The sequence below is a fragment of the Labrys sp. ALF-8 genome, from assembly GCF_059699065.1.
The window spans coordinates 3,670,725-3,688,307 of the sequence record NZ_AP048537.1; the positions used below are offsets into that span (position 1 = coordinate 3,670,725).

Genomic DNA, 17,583 nt, shown 5'->3' on the forward strand with positions numbered 1-17,583 from the left:
TTAGCTCAAACTGACGCAAATGATCGTTTCATAAAAGTCGAGATCGTTTCATGGAATACGACTTTATTCTTTTTATATAGCTTCGTAGATGGAAGGCTCAGCACGGAGATTCTTGGGGGATTTGCTGCCGTTGGGCTGGAGAAAGTCTTGCGAGAAGCTTGAAGGGGAATATCGTGCCGTTCCATTCCGTCCCAACCTCCGAAACGAAGTCGCAGCTGGCAAAGGTCGGCCCGCGCCTGCTCGGATCGAGCGCCCTTGCCGGCGGTGCGCTGGCCGCGACGCTGACGATCGCAGCCTCGGGCATCTTCATGGCAGCGACGCCGGCGCAGGCTCTTCCCGTTTCCATCTGGGGACTTGCCATCGGCGCCAACGCCGTCGCGATCGGCCAGGGCAGTGTGGCAAACGGTGGCTTCGCTACCGCCACGGGGGCATATTCCAACGCCAATGGCGCAGGCGCTTCTGCTACGGGGTACAATGCTCAAGCTAACGGCGCGACCGCCACGGCAACGGGCGCCAACACCGTGGCGAATGGCGAGAGTGCCACCGCAACGGGTGTTGGTTCCATAGCGAATGGCAAAGACGCTACGGCGACCGGATTGAGTTCCAACGCCAATGGTTGGGGCGCCACGGCGACAGGCGGATACACCAGCGCGAACGGCACTCAGGCGACGGCGACCGGCTATTGGGCGAATGCGAATGGCGGCTTCGCTACAGCGACGGGCTCGCACTCAGTCGCGAACGGCACCAACGCCACCGCCACGGGCACGGCGGCCAATGCGAATGGCTCTGCTGCGTCGGCTTATGGCTATGATGCGCAGGCGAATGGCACGTACGCCACAGCGACTGGTGCCTACGCCAATGCGAATGGCAACCTTGCGTCGGCTTATGGTTATAATTCGCAGGCGAATGGCATCTTCGCTACGGCGACGGGCTTCAACTCCAATGCAAACGGCCAAAGTGCCACCGCCACGGGCGCTCAGGCAAACGCCACTGGAACTTGGGCGACGGCGACGGGTTATCAGGCTAACGCGAACGGCAATAACGCGACGGCGACGGGCAAGTTGGCAGTAGCCAATGGCCCGGCAGCCACGGCGACGGGGGCCAACTCGAACGCAAGCGGTACTTACGCTACCGCGGCTGGTTTCTTGTCCAAGGCATCCGGGGCCAACGCAACCGCCGTTGGTGCTTCTGCCAACGCTGCCGGCGACCACGCCACGGCTACCGGCTCATATGCCTGGGCGGACGGCGATGCGGCGACGGCCACCGGCGACAGTGCCTTCGCGAGCGGCAGCAATGCTACCGCGACGGGTAATCAGGCTCTTGCTCTTGGAGACTTCGCGACGGCCTCGGGCTCCCTCTCCAAGGCCACTGGCGACGGTGCAACGGCTACGGGCTCCTACGCAATGGCCAACGGTGCTGGAGCAACGGCGACGGGCCTCAACGCGAACGCAACCGGCCAGAGCGCCACGGCGACCGGCCAGGATTCGATCGCGAACGGCACTTATGCTGCGGCGTCCGGCTATCTCGCCAACGCTAACGGTGGTGCCGCAACGGCGACCGGCTCCTTTGCTACGGCAAATGGCCAAGCTGCGACGGCAACGGGCTCCGGCGCCAACGCGATCGGCGCGCAAGCCACAGCGACGGGCGAAGGTAGCAATGCTAATGGCGCGAGCGCTACGGCAACGGGCGCCAGCGCCAAGGCAAACGGTGACTTTGCCACTGCTGCGGGTGCTTCAGCTAACGCAAATGGCCTGATGGCGACAGCCACGGGTAATAACTCCAACGCAACCGGTACCACTGCGACCGCGACGGGTGCGAGTTCCAAAGCTAATGGTAATTATGCTGCGGCGACCGGCTCCGGCTCCAACGCGAACGGTCTGTTCGCGACGGCGACAGGTTCCTTGGCCAAGGCGAACGGCACAAATGCGACAGCGACGGGAGCCATGGCCAATGCTACCGGCGCTAACGCGACAGCGGCAGGCTATTTGTCCACCGCGAATGGCGCCGGGGCGACCGCGACGGGTTCCGGCTCCAACGCTACCGGTGCCAGCGCCACGGCGACAGGCTATCTGGCCACCGCGAACGGTGCCACGGCGACTGCCGTCGGCAGCAGTGCCTTTGCGGGTGCGGACCAGGCCACCGCTCTCGGACAGGGCGCCTCGGCCGCGACCGTTAGTGCCACGGCCATCGGCCAGGGCGCCAGTGCCACCATGGAGTACTCCGTGGCTCTCGGCCAGGGATCGACGACCACCGCTGCCAGCGATACCTCCGGCAATGCGGCGGCCGGCATCACCAACAATGCGGGTGCCGTCGCGGCGGGTTCGGGCAGGGTGGTTTCGGTCGGCAGCGCCGGTTCCGAGCGCCAGATCCAGAACGTCGCGGCCGGCGCCGTGACGGCGACGTCGACCGATGCCGTCAACGGCTCGCAGCTCTACAGCGTCCAGTCCAACGTCAACACGCTCGGCTCCGACACGGCCTCGGCGCTTGGCGGCGGTTCCACCTACACGCCGGGTGTCGGGCTCTCGGCCCCCACCTATACCGTGCAGGGCGGCACCTATCACGATGTCGGCTCGGCGCTGGGAGCAATCGATTCCAGCATCACCAACATCAACAACAGCCTGACCAACCTGCAGGGCCAGGTCTCGACCAACTACAAGAAGGCAAACGCCGGCATCGCCAGCGCGCTCGCCGCCTCGGCGCTGCGCTACGACGACCGCGCGGGCAAGATCTCCACGGCCGTCGCCGTGGGTGCCTATCACAGCCAGATGGGCATTGCCGCCGGCGTGGGCTGGACGTCGGAAGACCAGCGCTGGCGCACCAGCCTGGGCGTGACCTACTCGCCTACCCAGCACAAGCCGGACTTCGGCGTCATGGGTGGCGTGAGCTACACCTGGAACTGACCTCGAGCAACGGTGCGGAGGTTGTCCCAGGGCCAATCTCCGTACTCTTTTCGGGCGATGGGGCCTGCCGTTCAGGCGCCCCCGCCTGGCACCCGGGCCAGGGTGGAACCTTGGCCCCGACCTCCCGACCTTGCCATGAAACCTCTTCGCGGCGGTTTCATGGCTTGTTTTCGTCCAGCCAACCAAGCAGGAAGAGATGCTTCCCGACAACGCGCTCCGCTCGATGAAGGTGATGTTCGCAACGCCCTGCTACATCTCCGCCGTCAGCATGAACTATGTGACGAGCCTGTTCTCCCTGACGCTGGACTCCGCCCATTTCGGGCTGAACTGCATGCTCCACATGCACTCGGAAAGTCTCATCACGAGGGGGCGCAACAACATCGTCATGCGCTTCCTGCAGGACGAGAGCCTGACCCATCTCTTCTGGATCGATTCCGATATCGCCTTCACGTCGCAGGCCGCATTCCGGCTGTTGCTTTCGGACAAGGACGTGGCCGCCGGCATCTATCCGATCAAGAACATGAACTGGCCCCAGCAGGGGCCGCCCGCCGGACTGTCGCAGGACGAATACCACCGGCGCTATGCGACCTATGCCTTCAACTCCGTCGATCACGGCAAGACGCCGCTCAGCCAGCATATCGACGAGGATGGCTTCATCGAAGTCTCCGAGGCTCCAACCGGCTTCATGGTGATCAAGCGCGATGTCTTCCTCAAGATGATGCGCCACTATCCCCAGCTCCGATACACGCCGGACGGACCGCCGAACCATCCGCTTGCCCATCTGCACTGGCTGTTCTTCGATTGCATGGTCGATCCGGACAGCGGCCGCTACCTCTCCGAGGACTACGCCTTCTGCCGGCGCTGGCGCGACATGGGCGGCAAGGTCTGGGCCGATTCCACTTCCAAGCTGATGCATCTGGGGCAGTACAACTATCAGGGCGATCTCGAGGCCGGCATGAAGGCGCAGGGGCATTGGTAGAAGAAGCGATCTCCCGGAACGACCGGCGCGATGGGCGGAGCCAGATGGTGAGCGTCAGGGCGGGATCCCGCCTCGGGCCCCTGCTGTGTTGCGCGGCTCTGGGGCTGGCCCCCCTCCTGCCGTGGGCGGCCCAGGCCCAGGAAGCGCCCGCCGCATCGTCGGCTCCACAGGCCAAGCCGGCCGTCAAGCCCAAAAAGCCGCCGGCCAGAAAGAAGCCGCCCGCTACCCCGGCCGCCGCTGTAACGCCCCAGCCGCCACCGCCGTTGGTGCTGCCGGATCCGCCACTCCCGGTCCAGCAGGCCAGCCAGATCGGCATGACGTCCTGCGTGCCGCTGCTGGGGCAGATGTCGAAGTCCGTCCTGACGGCGAACTACAACATCCAGGCCGGCTGGAACCGGCAGGATCCGGCGAACCATATCTTCCAGTCCGTCGCGATCCTCAATTCGCCGGCGAACGTGCCGCCCGATGGGCTCGCGGCGATCGTCGCAGCTCCGATGCCCAGGGGATGCGAGGGCGTGACCCTGCAGGTCTTTCCGCTCGCGGGCAGTTGCGCCCTTGCCGAGAAGAACATCCTGGCCTCGGGCAAGAAGCTCGGCACCCTGCTGAAGGGCAGCATCCTGCTGGATGCGCAAGGCCACCGGCTCTTCCTGGTGCCCGGCTTCTCCAATACCTGCATCGCCGTGGCGGTCGATACCGTCTTCGGTACCCCATGACCCTTCAGCGCCCCATGAACGCACACGGCGGGCTGCCGCCTGCAAGCTCCTTCAACCCATCGAGTCGAACGTGACATCAAGCCTGCGTCTCATCTCCAAGTTTCTTCTCGTCTGCTGCCTGGTCGCGGTTGGCGCCGCTGGCGCCTTCTATCTGCTTAAGACCTATCAGACGGAGGCGGCGTCGCCCTCCGAACCACCGCGCGCCGCCAACGTGCCCGAGGTACCGCAGACGCCCTTTACCGGCCAGCTCAGGCAGGCGGGGGCGAAGGCATGCCTGCATTCGGTGGACAGGTTGGCGCCCCAGTTGATCGAGGGCACCACCGAAACCAATTTTGCGTCGAGCTGGTTCGCCAAGGCAGCCGACGCGCATGTGACCTCGACATTCATCGGCCAGAAATTCGGCAACAATCCCAACCTGCCCTTCGGCGTCGCCGCCATCATCGCGGCTCCGCAGGGGGCTGAACGCTGCGACGCGGCGTCCATCCGGGTGCTGCCCAGCCCCCTGGCCTGCGACGATCTTCAGAAGGTCATCACCCAGAACGGCAAGCTTCTCGTGAACCTGAGCGGCGTACCGCTCTTCCAGACGGATGGAAGCCAGATCCTTCTGGTGCCTACGGCAGGCAGGGGCTGCGTCATGGTCGAAACGCGAGTCAGCTACGACGAGTAAGGGCCGTCGTCGCCGAGGGTACCGACGCTGCAAGCGGAATGACGCAAGCGACGGGGAACCGTCGCCCGCGTTTCCGTGGTCTCACTCCGCCGCGTCCTTGACCGGCTCCGGCTGCGTCCAGCGCAGCACGGGCTGCCTCGCCGCTCGCGTCTCGTCGAGGCGGCGGCGCGGGGCATGGTAGGGGGCGCCGGAGAAACGTTCCGTCTCGCCCCGCTTCGCCGCCAGGGCGAGGTCGCGCAGGGTGGCGATGAACAGGTCCAGGGAGGCCTTGGACTCGCTCTCGGTCGGCTCGATCAGCATGGCCCCGTGCACGACAAGGGGGAAATACATCGTCATCGGATGATAACCCTCGTCGATCATGGCCTTGGCGAAATCGAGCGTGGTGACGCCGGTCTCCTTCAGCCAGCTGTCGTCGAACAGCGCCTCGTGCATGCAGGGCTGGTCGCCGAAGGGGGCGGACATCAGGTCGTGCAGGCTGACGCGGATGTAGTTCGCCGAGAGCACGGCGTCCTCCGAGGCCTGGCGCATGCCATCGGCGCCATGCGAGAGCATGTAGGTCAGGGCCCGTGTGAACATGCCCATCTGGCCGTGGAAAGCCGTGAGGCGGCCGAAGGGCGTCTCGCCGTTCATCACCTCTTCCTGCCGCTCGATCAGCACGCGCGCGTTCACCACATAGGGGAAGGGTGCGAACGGCGCGAGCTTCTCGGAGAGCACCACCGGTCCCGCCCCTGGCCCGCCACCGCCATGCGGCGTGGAGAAGGTCTTGTGGAGGTTGATATGCATGGCATCGACGCCGAGATCACCCGGCCGGACCTTGCCGACGATGGCATTGAAGTTCGCGCCGTCGCAGTAGAAATAGGCGCCCGCCTCATGCACGGCGTCGGCGATGCCGATGATGTCCTTCTCGAACAGGCCGCAGGTGTTGGGGTTGGTCAGCATGATCGCTGCCACATGCGGGCCGAGCGCCTTGCGCACGTCGGCCGAATCCACCGTGCCGTCGGGCCGCGCCGGAATGGACTCGACCTGGAAGCCGATCAGCGCAGCCGTGGCCGGATTGGTGCCATGCGCGGAGTCGGGCACCAGCACCACCTTGCGCGTCTCGCCTTCGCCGCGCGCCGCAATGGCGGCCTTGATCGCCATCATGCCGCAGAGCTCGCCATGCGCGCCGGCCTTGGGGCTCATCGCCACGGCGGGCATGCCGGTGAGGGTCTTGAGGTAATGGGCGAGGTGGTCGATCACCGCCAGCGCGCCGGGCACGGTCGAGACCGGCTGCAGGGGGTGGATGTCGGAGAAACCCGGCAGCCGCGCGATCTTCTCGTTGAGACGCGGATTATGCTTCATCGTGCAGGAGCCGAGCGGGAAGAGCCCGGTGTCGATGCCGAAGTTCTTCTGGCTGAGGCGCACGAAATGGCGCATCGTCTCAGGCTCGGACAGGCCGGGCAGGCCGATCTCCGGGCTGCGTTCGAGGCCCCCGAGGCGGGGTGTGAAAGCCTCCGGTTCCTCGATGTCGACGCCCGTCACCTCGAGGCGGCCGGATTCGAACAGCAGCGCCTCCTCGATGATGAGCGCGCGGTTGCCGGTGAAAGTGCCGTGGCTGGTGCCGGCATTCTCGCCGGCGGAGGTGGGACGTCCCTGGTTGTTCAACATCACACAAGCTCCTTCAGGGCGCTCACGAGGGCGACGCGATCCTCATCAGTATTCACCTCGCTGGAGGCGATGATGATGAGGTCCTTCAGTTCCGCGTTGGGCGACAGGCGTGAATAGGGCACGCCGCCGAGAATGCCGCGTGCCGCAAGCTTTTCCACGAGAGCCGCAGCCGAGCCGGGAACGCGGATGGTGAACTCGTTGAAGAAGTTCTGCTGTAGGATCTCGATGCCCTTCACGGAGTCGAGCATGCCGGCGAGCTTCACGGCGTTCGCATGGTTCACCAGGGCCAGTCTGCGCAGGCCGGTCTGGCCGAGCAGCGCCATGTGGATGGTGAAGGCGAGCACGCACAGACCCGAATTGGTGCAGATATTGGACGTGGCCTTGTCACGGCGAATATGCTGCTCGCGCGTCGAAAGCGTCAGCACATAGCCGCGGTTGCCGTCTGCGTCGACGGTCTGGCCACAGAGACGGCCGGGCATCTGCCGCACATATTTCTGCCTGGTGGCGAACAGGCCGATATAGGGGCCACCATAGTTCAGCGCATTGCCGATGGACTGGCCCTCGCCCACCACGATGTCGGCGCCCATCTCGCCCGGCGACTTCAGCAGCCCGAGTGAGACCGCCTCGGTGAAGACGGCGATCAGCAGGGCGCCGGCCTTCTGGGCAGCCGCCGCGATGGCGGTGAGGTCGCGCAGGTTGCCGAAGACGTCGGGGGTCTGCACCACCACGCAGGAGGTCTCGCCGTCAATCTCGGCGATGAGGTCTTCGGTGGCTTGCACGTCGCAAGACATTGCCTTCACGTTGTGCCCGGCCATCAGCGAGACCGTCTTGATCACGTCGGTATAATGCGGGTGCAGTCCGCCCGAGAGCACGGCCTTGCCGCGGCGGGTGACGCGATGGGCCATCAGCACGGCCTCGGCCGCGCCCGTGGAGCCGTCATACATTGAGGCGTTGGCGACCTCCATTCCCGTCAGCAGGGCTACCTGCGTCTGGAACTCGTAGAGATATTGCAGCGTGCCCTGCGCGATCTCCGGCTGGTAGGGCGTATAGGAGGTCAGGAACTCCGAACGCTGGATGAGATGGTCGACGGTCGCGGGCACATGGTGCTTGTAGGCGCCGGCACCGACGAAGAAGGGCACGGAGGAGGCGGCCAGATTACGGGCCGCGAAGGCGCCCATGATCTTCTCGACCGCCATTTCGCCCTTGCCGTTCGGCAGGACGGGTGAGGATTTCAGGAGCTTGTCAGCCGGAACATTGGCAAAAAGGGCGTCGATATCGCGGACGCCGATCTTCGCCAGCATGGTGCTGCGATCGTCGGGGGTCAGGGGCAGGTAGCGCATTCTATCAGGCTCCGATATGGGCCTTGTAGGCCGCATCATCCATGAGGGCGTCGAGCTCGGCGGGGTTGGAGAGTTTGACCTTGATGAACCAGCCCTTGCCGAGCGGATCCTCGTTCACGTTGGAGGGCGTGTCGGGGAGGCCCTCGTTGATCTCGATCACCGTGCCGGATACGGGTGCATAGACCTCGCTGGCCGCCTTCACGGACTCGACGACGGCCGCTTCGTCGCCCTGCTTGAGCACCTTGCCGTTCGCCGGCAACTCCACGAACACCACGTCGCCGAGCTGGGACTGGGCGTAGTCGGTGATGCCGATGGTGGCGACATCGCCCTCGACGGAGACATATTCGTGATCGGTGGTGAACTTGATGGTGGCCATGGGTGGGGTCCTGTGGAGGGTGGGTTGACGTGGCTCAGGCGAGAGGGTGGGCAATGGTCATGAGCGCTGCCGCGGCGGGTTTGGCGCCGGGGCGGAGTGGCGGTCTCCGACCGCCATTTCCGGAAACGGAGCGTTGGCTGGAAAGGGGCCGCCGGCGGACTGCCACGCCAGACCGGCGTCCCGTCCTGGATGGTCGGCTCCGATCTGCGTGACTCTTGCCATCGGGTTCTTCCTAAGAACGATGAAACCGGTGCGGCGCGAAGGGCATCGCAGCGACCTTGATGGACACGTCCTTGCCGCGAAGCTCGACGAGTAGGGCCGTGCCCGGGGCCGAAAGGGCAGGGGGCACGTAGCCGATGGCAACCGGGCCGCCGACCGTGGGGCCGAAACCCCCGGAGGTGACGGTGCCGATGGTCTCGCCGTCGGTGTTCTTCAGCGGCGCGCCATCGCGTACGGGTGAACGCCCCTCCGGGACGAGGCCGACACGGGTGCGCCCGACGCCGTCGGCGATTTCCCTCTGGATGCGCGAGGCACCGGGAAAGCCGCCCTGCTCGCGGCGGCGCTTCTGGATCGACCAGACCAGGCCGGCTTCGACGGGTGAGATCGTCTCGTTCAACTCGTGGCCGTAGAGGCAGAGCCCGGCTTCGAGGCGCAGGCTGTCGCGGGCGCCGAGGCCGATCGGCCGGACGCGCTCGTCGGCGACGAGGGCACGCCAGACGGCCACGGCCTTGTCGGCCTTGACCGAGATCTCGTAGCCGTCCTCGCCGGTGTAGCCCGAACGGGAGATCCCGATCTCGATGCCGTCGAACGTGGAGCGCTGCCACGCCATGAAGGGCATGGCGGCGGCATCGGGGCAGTGATCCGCCATCACGGCCGCGGCCAGCGGCCCCTGGATGGCGAGGAGGGCGCGGTCCTCGGCGACGAGAAGCTTCGTCCTGTCGCCGATCTTCTCGCGCAGGAGGGCGAAATCGGCTTCCTTGCAAGCTGCGTTCACCACCAGCACCAGGGAGCCATCCTCGGCCGGATCGGGTGAGCGGGCGACCATCAGGTCGTCGAGCGTGCCGCCCGCATCATTGAGGAATTGCGAATAACGCTGCCTGCCGCGGCCGAGATTGAGGATGTCGGCCGGCAGCAGCGTTTCCAGGGCTGCCGCGACGGACTCGTGGCTCTCGGCCACGAGGAGAGCCTGGCCCATATGGGAGACGTCGAACAGCCCGGCAGCGTTGCGGGTGTGGTTGTGCTCGGCGATGATGCCCGTCGGGTACTGCACCGGCATGTCATAGCCCGCAAAGGGCACCATGCGGGCGCCGAGCGCAACATGCTCCGCGTGAAGGGGGGTGGTGAGAAGCGGTCCGGCTGAGGCTTCGGCCATAGGCACTCCGACAAAAAGGTTGCACGCCGGACGAATGTCCGGTTGTGCCCCCTCTGTCGCGGTACCTGAGAGATTTCACGACCCCGCACCCGAATGAGGTGCCGAAGTTGGGAGCCGCTTACGCCCGTCGGTGAGCCCGGACGTCTCGACGCCCGTGCCGCTTTCCAGAGTTTCGTTCCCCCGCGGTCCGGATGCCTGAGAGTTTCCGGGGCGGTTGCTCCTTCGGCGCCGACCATCGATTCAACCCGAATCGGGCCAGTCTCTTCCGCGGGGATCGACCGAATGGCCGGACCCTATCGCCGCCCCTCCCTGTCGTCAACCGGTCAAAAGAGGGCGTAACCGGAAAAGTGCGTTGGGAGCGTTACCCACGCCGTTTCTTCTTGTGCGGTGCGTTGGCCATGCCCTTGCCGTCGAAGCCGAGCACGATGTCGTAGGAACTCAGCGGCTGCTGGAGGCCGATGGTGATCGGCGCGGAGGTATCGACCACCCTGAACTTGCCCTGGGCCGCGCCGGGATCCACCGAAGCCGCGACGCGGATGACCTTGGTGTAGACCGGCTTTTCGTCGCGGTCGCGGATGGTGATGCGCAGCGGCGCGGAATAGCTGCCGCTGCCCGAGCCCGCGAGGATGACGTGGCCCTCGGCCCCGATCTTGATGGTCACGGTGTCGCCGCTCGCAAGGTTGCACTCGCGCGCAAAGTTCGAGATCGAGAACTGCGAGCCATTGGGGGTGCCGTAGGAAGAGGCGCCGGTAGGAACATTGATGACCGGGCACTCCGTGTCCGGATCGAAATCGACGCGAGTGGGGCCTGCATTGGCGTTCTGGGCTTCGGTCGGTGCGGGGGGCGTCCCGTAGACGCCCGATATGAAGGTGTTGGCGCCGGAACATCCAGCAAGGGCGAAGACGCCCGCCAACAGGGCACCACGAGCCGCCCAAACGCCAAACTGACTGCCAACCATCGAAACACTCCCTGGGCGCATAGTTACCGGCGCCCTTATAACACGCCCGCCAGCTTCGGCCAGTGTACCCGAACGCGGCTTGCACAGGGTAGGGGACGAACCGGTCGAGACCGCCGCATCCCGTCCAGAGCGCCCGAAACGGCGTCCTCCTACAGCGTCCAGTCGGCTCTCGTCAGGAAACGGCGCAGGATGTGATGGGAGTAGTAGCTCGCCACCGCCCTGAGAAAGGCCGGGAAATCCACATGGGCATTGTCGTCGGCACTGTCGGAGATGATGCGCAGCACGGCGCAGGGTATGCCGTAGTCGTGGCAGACCTGCCCGATGGCGCCGCTTTCCATCTCGATCGCCAGCGCGTCGGGAAGGTCGTGGCGCAAGGCGGCTACGGCGTCGTGGCCGTTGACGAACTGGTCTCCGCTGATGATCAGGCCCTGGTGGAGCCTGGGTGAGGCCAGCGCGAACTGGTCGCGAATCTCGGCTGGGAGCGCCGGCAGGTCCTCGGTGAGAAAGTCGAGGACGGCCTGGGACAGGTTCTCGCTGATGGCGGCATCAGCGGAGAAGCGCGACACGCCGGTCAGCGGCACCTCGTAGCGCGGGAAGATCGGCCGGGCGTCGAGGTCGTGCTGGAGCATGGTTTCGCCCACCACGATGTCGCCGACCTTCACCGAGGTGGCCGCGCCGCCGGCAACGCCGACATTCAGGATCGCGCCCACTGCATATTCGTGGATCAGCCCCACGGCGGCCGTGGCCGCAGCCACCTTGCCGACGCGCGAGAGCGTGAGCACGCAGGGTCGCCCGAAGAGGTGCCCGGTGTGGTAGTCCCGCCCGCCGATCCGGTGGGTCTTGGTGGCGCCGTCCTCCTGCATGAGCGCGAAGAGCGCCTCGGCCTCCTCGGCGAGAGGAACGAGGATGCCGAAAGGACGGGTGGAGGTCATGGGGGGTTCCGAGGAGTGCGGTGGGAGTATTCCCGGGATCGCAGGCATCTCGCCTGCTCTTGGAAATGACGGCTGTTCAAGAGCACGCGAGATGCCTGCGATCCCAGGGAGGTTGCGGCTGAAACTCGAGTCGAAACATATAACTATCCGGAAAGACACGCGGCTCGGAGCAGTCTCCGATCGCGCTGTCTTCCATCGTGTTCGATCCTACCGTTGCTGCTCCAAAAAGAAAGGCCGGGACGACGCCCGGCCTGCTCAGGGGTTCGATGGCACGCGGCTCACACCGCGATGCGTTCTTCCAGCTCGTTGGGCTCGCGCAGCACATAGCCGCGGCCCCAGACGGTCTCGATGTAATTGGTGCCGCTGGTGGCGTTGGCGAGCTTCTTGCGCAGCTTGCAGATGAAGACGTCGATGATCTTCAGTTCCGGCTCGTCCATGCCGCCATAGAGGTGGTTGAGGAACATTTCCTTCGTGAGCGTCGTGCCCTTGCGCAGCGAGAGCAGCTCCAGCATCTGGTATTCCTTGCCCGTCAGATGGACGCGCGAGCCGTGGACTTCCACCGTCTTGGTGTCGAGATTGACGATGAGGTCCCCGGTGGCGATCACCGACTGGGCATGCCCCTTCGAGCGGCGCACAATGGCGTGGATGCGGGCCACCAGCTCATCCTTGTGGAAGGGCTTGGTGAGGTAGTCGTCGGCGCCGAAGCCGAGGCCCTTCACCTTGTCCTCGATGCCGGCGAGGCCCGACAGGATGAGGATGGGCGTCTTGACCTTGGCAACGCGCAGCGAGCGCAATACTTCGTAACCCGACATATCGGGCAAGTTCAGGTCAAGCAGAATGATGTCATAGTCATAAAGCTTGCCCAGGTCGACGCCCTCTTCGCCGAGGTCCGTCGTATAGACATTGAAGCTTTCTGACTTGAGCATCAGCTCAATGCTCTGCGCCGTGGCGCTATCGTCTTCGACAAGAAGTACGCGCATCTCAATCCCCCACTGCGGCCTCGGAGGGTCGACCGCCGTCGCGAATGCGCAGACGACACGGTAAATTCACCTCGTCGATGATCAACCGCGACGCTACGCAGGAATGGTTAACAAATTGTGATTCTCTCATGCAAGCGAAACCTGAAAAAAGGATGTGAAACTTCCCGTAACACATTGCCTGAAAGACGAATTTGGCGAATGGAAGGCGTCAACATTCACATGAAGAAACCCACCTAAGCGATTCATCGGACTCAACCATTCCGCCGCAAAGATTGACAAACTTGGTTGCGGGACCGTTGATCCGCATTAGGGATCATTAACGAGCCAGGTAAATTAAAGGTTACCGTGGCGGCAGGCTCTTAGCGATTTCGGCCGAATCAGTCAGCCGTGCTGCCCCGTTTTTGACGGGACTGCCGGCGTTCTCCGGACGCCGTTTCAGGTCCCCTTGCCCACAGGTCGAGGGGGATGGGCAATACGATAAAAAATCGTTAAATACCAATATGTTATGAACATCTTTCAGTGACCTTCGACAGAGCGGGACGAGGGTTCCGGCGAACCGTGCATGACGCAAGGACATGGAGCTTGCGCTCGCCGTGTCGGCACCTCGAAAAAATCTTAAGAAAATTTGCCCGCATGGGGAGGGGAGACGATTCATCTTTGTGAACGGCGCCTTTGCTCGCCCTGCACTTGCCGTGTCCCGCGTTGGTTCGCGGCTTTTTTGCGGCCAGTAAGGAAGAATTCACGTCCATGCTGGAAGGTGAAGCCCTCGCCGGGCCTGTTGCCGGGCGGCCAAGTTATGCGGTCCGTTCCGCGCCAGCGGGTCACGGACCGATGCGGCTGATGGAGTATGAGTAATGAAGTCGCGCAATAGTCTCATTCGTCTCAAGCGCTTCCAGGTGGAAGAGAAGCGCCGCCAGGTCATGCAGATCGAAACCATGGTTGCCGAATTCGAGCGCATGGCGGCCGACCTCGACCGGGAAATCAAGGTCGAGGAAACCAAGGCCGGCATCACCGATCCCAGCCATTTCGCCTATCCGACCTATGCCCGCGCGGCGACTTCCCGCCGCGACAATCTCCGGGGCTCGGCGGACGATCTCAAGATCAAGCTCGAGGATGCCAAGGTTGCCCTCGCCGACGCCGTCGAGGACCTCAAGATGGTCGAGACGCTGGAGGATCGCGAGAAGGCCACAGAACGCAGCCTGGCGGTACCGGGCTGAAGGGAATGCTGGCCTTCCGCCACCGCACTCGGGATGGCGGGCCTCTATAGTGAAGCAAGCGGCGGTCACAGGCCGCCGCTGCGGTTTCGTGCTCAACGCGGGCGCCCCCGGCGCCGCCGGATGCTCAGCCCGGCCTCTCCTCCTCCCACAGCGTGGAATACAGTCTCGCAAAGCCGCTGGGCGCGAGTTCGATCAGTCCCTCGAAGGCTGCGGTGGGTGATTCATACCAATAGGTCGTCTCGCTCTCCCGGCGATAGAATTGCGGCAGCTCCGTCAACGTGCCGGCATCAACGTCGAACCACACCGCCGGCAGATGGACTCCTTGCCCGATGTCGATGGGCACTCGGCGCAGTTGCTGCATGTTGGTTGCCGGCGTGAAACCGAAGTCGAGGTCAACGAGATGGCCGAGGTGCGGTACTAGGCTTCCATCCAGCGACCAGCCTTCGTCGTGGCGCCGGATCACATGGTCGAAGCCGCGAGACCCCACGAAACCCTGGACCCGCCCCGCGCGGCTATGCCAGCGGGTGTCCAGTTCGACCTCGTAGCGAAGGCCTGTTGGGACACCCGCCTCGCTGAACACCGCGTGCCCTTGCAGGAGCCAGCCGCCCGTCGCCGTCGCACTCAGCACGGCCATGTCGTGACCCGGCACGTCCAGCCGTCGCCAGAACACGAATTCGTTCATCATCGCCCCCAAGCCGCGTCTCGGCCGGGCCGCACCCTATCACTGTTTGGGGGTAGGGGGCTTGGTGCTCGTGCAACGCACCGCCTTGCGCACGCATGAGATGCCCGGCGTGGAGCACATCGGGTTGCCGTTGACGACGGCGCAGATGATGCATTCGTCCGTCAGTTCGCTGCAGTCCGGATTGGCGGCGACGAAGGAGAGGATCGTGTTGTCGGGCGCTACCGGCTGCGAGGGGGCAGGAGTCTCTGGCTTGGCCGGCGCATCCTCAGCCCTCGCGGAGCCGCCGGCGAGGCACGCCGCAACAGCGGCGAACAGACAGAGACGGAGAAATGCATTGCGCATGGTGATGGGTCCTTCCGGTCGGCCGAGCCTTGGCCCCGCCGGGCATGCTACCCGCGAAATGCGGTGACTTCGATCTCGACCTTCATTTCGGGCTTGAGGAGATCGCAGACCAGGAGGGTTGCCGCAGGCCGGATGTCCCCGAAGATGCGGCCGGTCACGGCAAAGACGGCATCGGCATGCTCGGCCTGAGTGACGTAGTAGGTGGCGCGCACCACTTCGCTCATGGCAAATCCGCCCTCGGCCAGGGCTTTCTCGATCGTGGCAAGCGCATTCTCCGCCTGGGACGAGACATCCTCCGGCATCACCATGCGGGCATAGTCATAGCCGGTGGTGCCCGCGACGAAGCACCAGTCGCCTTGCACCACGGCGCGCGAATAGCCTGCGGTGCGTTCGAAGGGCGAACCGCTGGAAATGAGCTTGCGGGGCATCACGAACCTCAGTCAGGTGTTGCGACGATGCGCACGCCGCCGTCGATCGCCTCGACCTTGACGCCCATGCCGGCGGCTCGGGCGATGAGGCCGGTGTAGTAGGGCTGGATCACATGGCTGTCGAGCGATCCGTTCTCGGGCTCGCCCGCAAGCAGGCCCATCAGCCCCTGCGGAATGCGCGAATTGCCGCCTTGCGTCACGATCTCGAAGCGCGGTGCCTCGGCATCTCCCGTGACACTGGCGTTGATGGTGCCGCCGCGCGGGATGGTGGAGCCGGCGACCACAAGGAGGTTGAGCAGCAGCTTCACCTTGTTCTTTGGCATGAACAGGCGTGGGGCCGTCCAGTGCAGGGTCACCTTCTCGTCCTGGATGAAGCCGCGGGCGACGTTCTCGGCATCGCCGAGATCGATCGAGGCGCCGGCCGAACCGGCAGCTCCGAAGGCGATGCGGGCGAATTGCAGACGGGCCGAGGCCGTGCGGGAGCTCTTCTTGATGAGTTCCAGGGCGAAGGCCTTCATCGAGGCGTCGTCCTCGTCCTCGAGAACTTCCAGCCCGTTGACGATGGCGCCGACGGGGTTGATCACGTCATGGCAAACGCGCGAGCAGAGCAGGGCGGCAAGATCAAGCGCATCGAGTTGAAAACCGGCGGTCATCGCAGCACCCGGGACAGAAGAAGAGAGAATCACGTCACATCGAACGCGTTTCCAGATAGACTCTGCCGCTGCGGATGTGAAGGCAGCCTTCCGGACTTCCCGAATGAGCCTGACCGGAAAGGCAGGCGACCAGGCGTGCCGGTCCCTGGTTTTCGCCGGTCAGATGCGCCCGGGGAGCGGGGCGCAATCGGCTCCGGTCATCCCTATATGCTTGTCAGTTGCGGCCTGTGTGACTAAACAGGCCGGGATCAACAGAGGGTCGACAGTGTCCCATTCCCTGCAAGCAGCGCCGCAGGTTCCTTCGCATGACGCGATGGCGCGCGCCTTTGCCGATATCGCCCGCGAGGCGGGTGTAGCCATCATGCAGGTCTACGCCAAGGGCTGCGCCGCCCGCATGAAGGATGACCGGTCCCCGGTGACCGAGGCCGACGAACTGGCAGAGGCCATCATCCTGGAACGCCTCGCCGCGCTGGTGCCCGATGTGCCCGTGGTCGCGGAGGAATGCGCCGCCAAGGGCGTGCTGCCCGACAATGTCGGCTCGCGCTTCATCCTGGTCGACCCGCTCGACGGCACCAAGGAGTTCCTGAACCGCAACGGCGAGTTTACCGTGAACATCGCCCTGATCGAGGACGGCAAGCCCGTGGCGGGCTGCGTCTTTGCACCGGCGGTCGACACGCTCTACGCTGGCGGCGATACCGCCTGGCGCGTGCGCGACGGTGTCGAGAGCGGGATCGCCACGCGCGAATATCCCGCCGAGGGCCTCACCGCCCTGTGCAGCCGTTCCCATCCCGACCCGAAAAGCGAGGCCTTCCTCGCAAATTTCACGATTGCCGATCGCCGCGAGGCCGGCTCTTCGTTGAAGTTCTGCCGCGTGGCGGAAGGGGCGGCGGATGTCTATCCGCGTTTCGGGCCGACGATGGAGTGGGACGTGGCCGCGGGGCACGCCGTGCTGGCGGCAGCCGGCGGCAAGGTGCTGATGCCCGACGGGGCGCCCTTCACCTATGGCAAGACCGAGAGCGGCTTCAAGAATGTCGCCTTCGTCGCTTGGGGCCAGAACGAACCGAAGTAACGGAGCGGCGACGGGCGCTCGATCACCGGTCGCCTTCGGCGTCCGGTGCTTTTCTGCGCGCATCGACGCTCGAGCAAAATGCGATCAGGTCGACTCGATCATCCAGCCTGACCCGCGTGGATCACGAACATTTTTGCGATTCAGGGTGATTCCGTCCGAAAGCGAAATGCGCCGGCCGTCGAGATCTCTTCGGCCATTCGCTTGCGCCCTGAAGGTCAGTCGATGCAGCCTCGGCATGCTCGAGAGCTTGCATGCCTGCCGAAAGGCCGGATCTACTGGAAATTCTTGCGGATTCTGCCGCAATTCAGCGCGAGTCGAGCCACAGTTC

17 protein-coding genes and 1 riboswitch are annotated in these 17,583 nt (G+C 64.7%); of the genes, 6 read left to right on the forward strand and 11 right to left on the reverse strand.

The window, feature by feature from the left end; all coding sequences use genetic code 11:
- Positions 1–173: 173 nt before the first annotated feature.
- The 4 genes from AC6H34_RS16795 to AC6H34_RS16810 all read left to right on the forward strand — a co-directional run bounded on the left by AC6H34_RS16795 (position 174) and on the right by AC6H34_RS16810 (position 5,259).
- A complete protein-coding gene (locus tag AC6H34_RS16795; protein ID WP_497539485.1) occupies positions 174–2,900 on the forward strand; it encodes a YadA family autotransporter adhesin in 2,727 nt (908 codons plus the stop codon).
- Positions 2,901–3,096: 196 nt separating this feature from the next.
- A complete protein-coding gene (locus tag AC6H34_RS16800) occupies positions 3,097–3,879 on the forward strand; it encodes a hypothetical protein (RefSeq protein WP_497539486.1) in 783 nt (260 codons plus the stop codon).
- A 44-nt stretch (positions 3,880–3,923) separates the two neighbouring features.
- On the forward strand, positions 3,924–4,592 hold the full coding sequence (locus AC6H34_RS16805; protein ID WP_448148768.1) for a hypothetical protein: 669 nt from the start codon (positions 3,924–3,926) through the stop codon (positions 4,590–4,592).
- A gap of 70 nt (positions 4,593–4,662) precedes the next feature.
- Positions 4,663–5,259 (forward strand): hypothetical protein, encoded by a 597-nt coding sequence (locus tag AC6H34_RS16810; RefSeq protein ID WP_497539487.1) that lies wholly within the window; start codon positions 4,663–4,665, stop codon positions 5,257–5,259.
- An 81-nt stretch (positions 5,260–5,340) separates the two neighbouring features.
- On the opposite strand, the gene gcvPB is transcribed toward AC6H34_RS16810, so the two are convergent.
- The 7 genes from gcvPB to ctrA form a co-directional block, all read right to left on the reverse strand.
- Positions 5,341–6,906 carry an aminomethyl-transferring glycine dehydrogenase subunit GcvPB gene (gene gcvPB, locus AC6H34_RS16815; RefSeq protein WP_497539488.1) on the reverse strand — a complete coding sequence of 522 codons (1,566 nt, stop codon included), beginning with the start codon at positions 6,904–6,906 and terminating at the stop codon, positions 5,341–5,343.
- Complete coding sequence (gene gcvPA / locus AC6H34_RS16820) at positions 6,906–8,246, reverse strand: aminomethyl-transferring glycine dehydrogenase subunit GcvPA (RefSeq protein ID WP_497539489.1); 1,341 nt, start codon at positions 8,244–8,246, stop codon at positions 6,906–6,908. Before gcvPA ends, gcvPB begins: the two co-directional genes overlap by 1 nt.
- A gap of 4 nt (positions 8,247–8,250) precedes the next feature.
- The gene (gcvH, locus tag AC6H34_RS16825; protein WP_497539490.1) at positions 8,251–8,622 is read right to left on the reverse strand and encodes a glycine cleavage system protein GcvH; all 372 of its coding nucleotides are present in this window, start codon (positions 8,620–8,622) and stop codon (positions 8,251–8,253) included.
- A gap of 232 nt (positions 8,623–8,854) precedes the next feature.
- Positions 8,855–9,994 (reverse strand): glycine cleavage system aminomethyltransferase GcvT, encoded by a 1,140-nt coding sequence (gcvT, locus tag AC6H34_RS16830; RefSeq protein ID WP_497539491.1) that lies wholly within the window; start codon positions 9,992–9,994, stop codon positions 8,855–8,857.
- Between the two features lie 173 nt (positions 9,995–10,167).
- A riboswitch (glycine riboswitch) is annotated at positions 10,168–10,272 on the reverse strand.
- Positions 10,273–10,355: 83 nt separating this feature from the next.
- Entirely contained in the window at positions 10,356–10,952 is a 597-nt protein-coding gene (locus AC6H34_RS16835) for a hypothetical protein (RefSeq protein WP_448148763.1), read from the reverse strand.
- Positions 10,953–11,101: 149 nt separating this feature from the next.
- Positions 11,102–11,884 carry a 5'-methylthioadenosine/adenosylhomocysteine nucleosidase gene (locus AC6H34_RS16840; protein WP_448148762.1) on the reverse strand — a complete coding sequence of 261 codons (783 nt, stop codon included), beginning with the start codon at positions 11,882–11,884 and terminating at the stop codon, positions 11,102–11,104.
- Between the two features lie 278 nt (positions 11,885–12,162).
- Positions 12,163–12,864 (reverse strand): response regulator transcription factor CtrA, encoded by a 702-nt coding sequence (gene ctrA, locus AC6H34_RS16845; RefSeq protein WP_448148761.1) that lies wholly within the window; start codon positions 12,862–12,864, stop codon positions 12,163–12,165.
- Positions 12,865–13,718: 854 nt separating this feature from the next.
- Between ctrA and fliJ the strand changes: the two genes are divergently transcribed.
- Positions 13,719–14,081: a flagellar export protein FliJ gene (gene fliJ / locus AC6H34_RS16850; RefSeq protein WP_448148760.1), complete on the forward strand. Its 363-nt coding sequence runs from the start codon at positions 13,719–13,721 to the stop codon at positions 14,079–14,081.
- A gap of 124 nt (positions 14,082–14,205) precedes the next feature.
- On the opposite strand, the gene AC6H34_RS16855 is transcribed toward fliJ, so the two are convergent.
- Genes AC6H34_RS16855 through chpT form a run of 4 tightly spaced genes read right to left on the reverse strand, consistent with a single transcriptional unit; the run spans position 14,206 to position 16,186 of the window.
- Positions 14,206–14,766 (reverse strand): putative glycolipid-binding domain-containing protein, encoded by a 561-nt coding sequence (locus tag AC6H34_RS16855; protein ID WP_497539492.1) that lies wholly within the window; start codon positions 14,764–14,766, stop codon positions 14,206–14,208.
- A 36-nt stretch (positions 14,767–14,802) separates the two neighbouring features.
- Positions 14,803–15,105 carry a hypothetical protein gene (locus AC6H34_RS16860; RefSeq protein WP_497539493.1) on the reverse strand — a complete coding sequence of 101 codons (303 nt, stop codon included), beginning with the start codon at positions 15,103–15,105 and terminating at the stop codon, positions 14,803–14,805.
- Between the two features lie 47 nt (positions 15,106–15,152).
- Positions 15,153–15,533, reverse strand: a complete 381-nt coding sequence (locus tag AC6H34_RS16865; RefSeq protein WP_497539494.1) for a RidA family protein — start codon at positions 15,531–15,533, stop codon at positions 15,153–15,155.
- Between the two features lie 8 nt (positions 15,534–15,541).
- Complete coding sequence (gene chpT, locus AC6H34_RS16870; protein WP_497539495.1) at positions 15,542–16,186, reverse strand: histidine phosphotransferase ChpT; 645 nt, start codon at positions 16,184–16,186, stop codon at positions 15,542–15,544.
- Positions 16,187–16,499: 313 nt separating this feature from the next.
- Here chpT and cysQ point away from each other — a divergent pair, with 313 nt between their 5' ends.
- A complete protein-coding gene (cysQ, locus tag AC6H34_RS16875; RefSeq protein ID WP_448151328.1) occupies positions 16,500–17,255 on the forward strand; it encodes a 3'(2'),5'-bisphosphate nucleotidase CysQ in 756 nt (251 codons plus the stop codon).
- Positions 17,256–17,583 lie beyond the last annotated feature (328 nt).

Bases quoted from the DNA above. Each gene is read 5' to 3' on its own strand.
- gcvT (WP_497539491.1), bottom strand. From the start codon at position 9,994: ATGGCCGAAGCCTCAGCCGGACCGCTTCTCACCACCCCCCTTCACGCG.
- AC6H34_RS16865 (WP_497539494.1), bottom strand. From the start codon at position 15,533: ATGCCCCGCAAGCTCATTTCCAGCGGTTCGCCCTTCGAACGCACCGCA.
- AC6H34_RS16805 (WP_448148768.1), top strand. From the start codon at position 3,924: ATGGTGAGCGTCAGGGCGGGATCCCGCCTCGGGCCCCTGCTGTGTTGC.
- AC6H34_RS16860 (WP_497539493.1), bottom strand. From the start codon at position 15,105: ATGCGCAATGCATTTCTCCGTCTCTGTCTGTTCGCCGCTGTTGCGGCG.
- AC6H34_RS16840 (WP_448148762.1), bottom strand. From the start codon at position 11,884: ATGACCTCCACCCGTCCTTTCGGCATCCTCGTTCCTCTCGCCGAGGAG.
- AC6H34_RS16835 (WP_448148763.1), bottom strand. From the start codon at position 10,952: ATGGTTGGCAGTCAGTTTGGCGTTTGGGCGGCTCGTGGTGCCCTGTTG.
- ctrA (WP_448148761.1), bottom strand. From the start codon at position 12,864: ATGCGCGTACTTCTTGTCGAAGACGATAGCGCCACGGCGCAGAGCATT.
- AC6H34_RS16800 (WP_497539486.1), top strand. From the start codon at position 3,097: ATGCTTCCCGACAACGCGCTCCGCTCGATGAAGGTGATGTTCGCAACG.
- chpT (WP_497539495.1), bottom strand. From the start codon at position 16,186: ATGACCGCCGGTTTTCAACTCGATGCGCTTGATCTTGCCGCCCTGCTC.
- cysQ (WP_448151328.1), top strand. From the start codon at position 16,500: ATGGCGCGCGCCTTTGCCGATATCGCCCGCGAGGCGGGTGTAGCCATC.
- AC6H34_RS16855 (WP_497539492.1), bottom strand. From the start codon at position 14,766: ATGATGAACGAATTCGTGTTCTGGCGACGGCTGGACGTGCCGGGTCAC.
- gcvPB (WP_497539488.1), bottom strand. From the start codon at position 6,906: ATGTTGAACAACCAGGGACGTCCCACCTCCGCCGGCGAGAATGCCGGC.
- gcvPA (WP_497539489.1), bottom strand. From the start codon at position 8,246: ATGCGCTACCTGCCCCTGACCCCCGACGATCGCAGCACCATGCTGGCG.
- gcvH (WP_497539490.1), bottom strand. From the start codon at position 8,622: ATGGCCACCATCAAGTTCACCACCGATCACGAATATGTCTCCGTCGAG.
- fliJ (WP_448148760.1), top strand. From the start codon at position 13,719: ATGAAGTCGCGCAATAGTCTCATTCGTCTCAAGCGCTTCCAGGTGGAA.